This window comes from Peribacillus sp., assembly GCF_059453735.1.
In genome coordinates, this window is sequence record NZ_JAZVJO010000202.1 from 1 (window position 1) to 4727 (window position 4727).

The window sequence follows — 4727 nt, forward strand, 5'->3', positions numbered from 1 at the left end:
AATAAATTTGAGGTAAGTATACAACCTCTCTGGGGATTAGATCATTAAAAATAGGGGGATGACATGAAATTAAAATTTCTCGTGATACCGACACTGATGCTTTTAACAGGATGCAGTCAAGATTCTGTTAACACCTTTGTGGAAGGTAAGCATTGGTCAGTTAATTATACATTGAATTCCGTCAATAAAGGTACAGATGAAATCTATGAAATAATTAGAAATGATGAGAGTATGAAAGTTAACAAGGTTCACATTAATATGAACAAAGGTGACAGAACCTTTAACAGTGAAGGTGAAGATTTAAAGTTAGAGTTAGACGATGATAATAAACTAAAATTTCAAGATAAGTGTGAAGACTGTAATTTTAAAAGTATCCCCAAAGAAGTTACTATAGAGTGGGATGGCAACAAGGAAACTATCGAAATACCGAACGGCGAATCAAATAAAAGTATTAATCGATAGGAGGTAGACGATGGAATTCGAAAAGGTAATGAAATATATTGATGAAAACAGTGAAGACCACAACTGTACGAAACTACTAATAAAGGAAGTGACTTTTTCATGCAGTTAAAACTAATGTGGAGTGCTATCGCTGTCATAGCTTTGGGACTCTTTGGTATTGTAATGTACTCTTTTGCAGAAGACCCAAATAAGAATTATGAACCCAAACAAGAAACAAAGCAAGAAACCAAGAAAGAAAAACTCCCCGTAGAAACCACACAAGTAAAAGATAAACAACATTATTCTAACTACATTGATAAAGAACTTTCAGCTAATCATTATATTGGCGATAATCTCGACCCTTCTGTTTTTGAGTATACATATAATAAATATTTCAGTGATTTAAAAATTGACCGTTCTATTGATTTTGGACCCGTTAGGTATGGTTCAGTTAGTGTCTCGGCTGACCTCAGCGATAAGATATTCATAAAGGGTTCAATGCTTTCAGACTCTATGATGTTTACTGAATTATATTTATATGGGTTTGGGTTAAAAACTGATAAAGAAATAAACGAGTTTAAAGAAATCACTTTAGCTGTTTTCACATCCGTTGCAAACCAAGATGTAAAAGATTCTTTATACAAAACAATGAATTTTAACGAAAAAATAAAAAATAGCGGAGAAGTCGAACTTATTATGGGGGATATTAAGTATGTCTTAAGTCAGAGCAAATTAGATGACGGAAGTTTGTTAATTACTTTCCTGGTTTCAAACATTAAAAATCCATAATAACTGTCATCAAGATAGCTGGAAAAATAGTTCTCTAAATTAAACAATGAAAAAGATGCCTCTAAAAATAGAGGTGGAATGGTTTTAGGTAATAGTTGTGAGTGAGTCAAAAAGAGGAAATGTACTTCCGGTAAAGTTATAGAGGTGTATTCAACTTCCTTTATTTATTAAGCTTCCTATTTAGTAAGACCGACAGTTTGAATTGTCGGTCTTTTTTATTTACTCAAAAAAGTGTGACCGGACATAGACCATTTTGACGATATCATCAGTTCGGTTATACCAATTGTGAGGTTTAGAAGATTCGACATGAAAACTGTCTCCTGGAGTAAGATCGACCTCTTCCTCTTCATACATGACGGTTAGCACACCGGATAGTACGTAAATGAATTCTTGTCCATTATGGGTGAAGGTATGTACCTGCTCTTGATTAGGGAGGACGGTAACAATCATCGGTTCAAAATCAGGATTCGGTATGTCTCCTGCTAAACTTTGATAACTAAACCTGGATTGTTGAAAATCAACCTGATCGTTAGGCGTTTTTCTTCGGATTACGCTTCTGGGATGGTCATTGTCACTAAAAAAATATGTAGGACTAACATTCAAGGACTCAGCAATTTTTGTTAATGATTCAATGGTGACAGAAGATTTTAACCGTTCCACTTGAGAGAGAAAACTAATGGATAGACCCGTTTTCTCGGCAATTTGTTTGAGGGTTTTTTTTTGTTCGCGACGGAGACGTTTTAACGATTCTCCTATTTGGTGAGCCATACGTATTCCCCTTTGTCTTTTGTAAAAATTAGAAAAATTTGTTTGTAAAACTATTGACTGATTTTTCTTAATCATCCATAATATATCATTAACAAGGGAAAAATTAAAGTGACACTTCAATTTTAGATAAAAAACAGTTAGTAGGGAGAGATTATTATGACTACAACAGCTAAAAAACTTTCAGAATTTAAGAATGAGCCATTCACAAATTTTTCTACGAATGAAAATAAACAGGCAATGGAACATGCGTTAGCGAAAGTTTCAAAGGAACTTGGACGTGAAATTCCTTTATACATAGGCAGTGAGAAGATTTCGACTGATGAAAAAATCATCTCGATCAATCCAGGTAATATTGATCAAATCATCGGTAAGGTCAGCAAGGGAACTAGTGAAATTGTTGATTCAGCCATGAACGTGGCATTAGAAGCCTTTGAAAGCTGGAAGCAAGTACCGGCTGTCGAGCGTGCAGACTATTTGGTTAGGGCAGCCGCTTTGTTGAGAGAGCGCAAACATGAATTCTCTAGCCTATTAGTGTTGGAAACTGGGAAGAACTGGGCCGAGGCTGATGCTGATACGGCGGAAGCAATTGATTTTTTTGAGTTTTATGCAAGAGAGATGATTCGTCTTAGTGAAACAAGTATTCATCGCCCGCTTACTAAAATTGAAGGGGAAAATAATCAAATGACGTACATTCCTCTTGGGGTAGGCGTAATCATTTCTCCTTTCAACTTCCCACTGGCCATTATGGCAGGTACAACGGTAGCGGCAATTGTGTCTGGAAATACGGTCATTCTGAAGCCGGCAGATTCTGCTCCAGTCATTGCAGCGAAGTTCGTCGAGTTGATGAAAGAAGTAGGGCTTCCTGATGGAGTACTAAACTATGTGCCAGGGGATGGAATTGAGGTAGGCGAATACCTGGTTGAACACCCTAAAACACGATTTATCTCATTCACGGGCTCTCGTGCCGTTGGCTGTCGGATTTATGAACGGGCTTCTAAAGTACAGCCAGGTCAGATTTGGCTGAAGCGAGTCATTGCTGAAATGGGTGGGAAAGACGGAGTGGTTGTGGATGAAACGGCCGATTTAGATGCTGCAGCAAAAGCAATTGTCGCATCAGCTTTTGGTTACCAAGGCCAAAAATGTTCAGCGGGATCACGCGCCATCATCGTAGAGTCTGTGTATGATCAGGTGGTTGAAAAAGTTACCTCATTAGTGAGTAAATTAGAGGTAGGTACTCCTGCCGAAAATTATCCTGTTGGACCGGTTATCGATCAGAAGTCTTTCGACAAAGTGATGAGCTATATCGAAATCGGCAAGGGAGAAGGAAGATTGCTCAACGGTGGAAATAAAGCAGATGGCAATGGCTATTACATTCAACCAACTGTTTTTGCAGATGTGGATCCTAAAGCGCGAATTATGCAAGAAGAGATTTTTGGACCTGTTCTAGCGCTTGCTAAGGCAAAGGATTGGCAGGAAGCGATTGCCATCTATAACGACACAGATTACGGTCTGACAGGTGCTTATTTCTCTGAAAATGAAGAACGAATTTCGTTTGCTCTTGATCATATGCACTGTGGCAATTTATACATCAATAAAAAGTGTACAGGTGCATTAGTCGGTGCGCAGCCGTTTGGCGGGTTCAATATGTCAGGAACAGATTCAAAAGCAGGTGGATACGATTACCTCTTATTGTTTACACAAGGAAAATTAACGTCAAGAGTAAGTAAATAAAGAAATCATTTTCTTCTTAGAGATCGGATGCAGTGAACGTAGTTCTGCATCCGGTCTCTTTATGTTGTAAATAATAGAAAAACTCCCGTTGTGTTTATCGGGAGTTTTAAGTAACTGCTAGTATTTAATACCCTGTCCAGCCAGCATCAGCTGTGATGGTCGTGGCATTGACAAAGCTTGCATCATCACTGGCAAGGAATAACGCAACTTTGGCAATTTCAATCGATTCACCGGACCGTGGGTTACCGGCAGCGCCGCTCATTGCCTTTTGCATGCCGAACTCGTTTGGCTCACTCATAGTGGTTCCAATGTTCGTATTAACACCACCTGGAGCAATAGCATTGCAACGAATACCGTTACCAGCGTATTGGAAGCCTACGTTTTTGGTGAAGCCGATGACTGCATGTTTGGAAGCTGTATATGCCGCACCCGCTCTTGAACCGAAGAGTCCGCCGACAGAAGCGACATTAATGATGATCCCTTGTTCTTTTGCAAGAAAAATAGAAAGGGCTTTTCTGGTTGTTCGCATAACAGATGTCGTATTCACCGCGAAGATCCGTTCCCAATGCTCGTCTGTAAGTTCAGCAGCAGGAATGAAGTTATCCATAATTCCAGCATTGTTGACAAGAATGTCCAGCGTCCCAAACTTTTCAACAGCCAAATCAATCATGGCTTGAACATCTTCTTCTTTTGCTACATTAGCCATTACAGCAACGGCTTTTCCACCTTCTCTTTCAATGTCTGCAGCAACTGATTCCACAGCCTCTTTATTAATATCTGAAAGGATAACGTTGGCGCCTTCTTGTGCATACAATCTAGCGATCTCTTTGCCCATTCCTGATGCGGCACCTGTAACAATGGCAACTTTGCCTTCTAACTTCATAATATTTCCTCCTAATTACTTTTTTTACTTATATTTACATTAAGTATAAACGTATCTTTGATTGGGTACAAATGATAGGTGGATAAAATAGCGAATATTTGACGGGAGTGTGTCG

At 38.8% G+C, this 4727-nt stretch carries 5 protein-coding genes; 3 read left to right on the forward strand and 2 right to left on the reverse strand.

Annotated features, from left to right (window positions below):
• Positions 1 to 63: 63 nt before the first annotated feature.
• Both AC52RT_RS06395 and AC52RT_RS06400 read left to right on the forward strand, forming a co-directional pair.
• Positions 64 to 462, forward strand: a complete 399-nt coding sequence (locus AC52RT_RS06395; RefSeq protein ID WP_495539975.1) for a hypothetical protein — start codon at positions 64 to 66, stop codon at positions 460 to 462.
• Positions 463 to 561: 99 nt separating this feature from the next.
• A complete protein-coding gene (locus tag AC52RT_RS06400; protein WP_495539976.1) occupies positions 562 to 1230 on the forward strand; it encodes a hypothetical protein in 669 nt (222 codons plus the stop codon).
• Positions 1231 to 1449: 219 nt separating this feature from the next.
• Here the strand turns inward: AC52RT_RS06400 and AC52RT_RS06405 are convergent, their stop codons facing one another.
• Entirely contained in the window at positions 1450 to 1998 is a 549-nt protein-coding gene (locus AC52RT_RS06405; RefSeq protein ID WP_495539977.1) for a helix-turn-helix domain-containing protein, read from the reverse strand.
• A gap of 156 nt (positions 1999 to 2154) precedes the next feature.
• Between AC52RT_RS06405 and pruA the strand changes: the two genes are divergently transcribed.
• Positions 2155 to 3729, forward strand: a complete 1575-nt coding sequence (pruA, locus tag AC52RT_RS06410) for an L-glutamate gamma-semialdehyde dehydrogenase (RefSeq protein WP_495539978.1) — start codon at positions 2155 to 2157, stop codon at positions 3727 to 3729.
• A 124-nt stretch (positions 3730 to 3853) separates the two neighbouring features.
• Here the strand turns inward: pruA and AC52RT_RS06415 are convergent, their stop codons facing one another.
• The gene (locus AC52RT_RS06415) at positions 3854 to 4615 is read right to left on the reverse strand and encodes an SDR family oxidoreductase (RefSeq protein ID WP_495539979.1); all 762 of its coding nucleotides are present in this window, start codon (positions 4613 to 4615) and stop codon (positions 3854 to 3856) included.
• Positions 4616 to 4727: the final 112 nt, after the last annotated feature.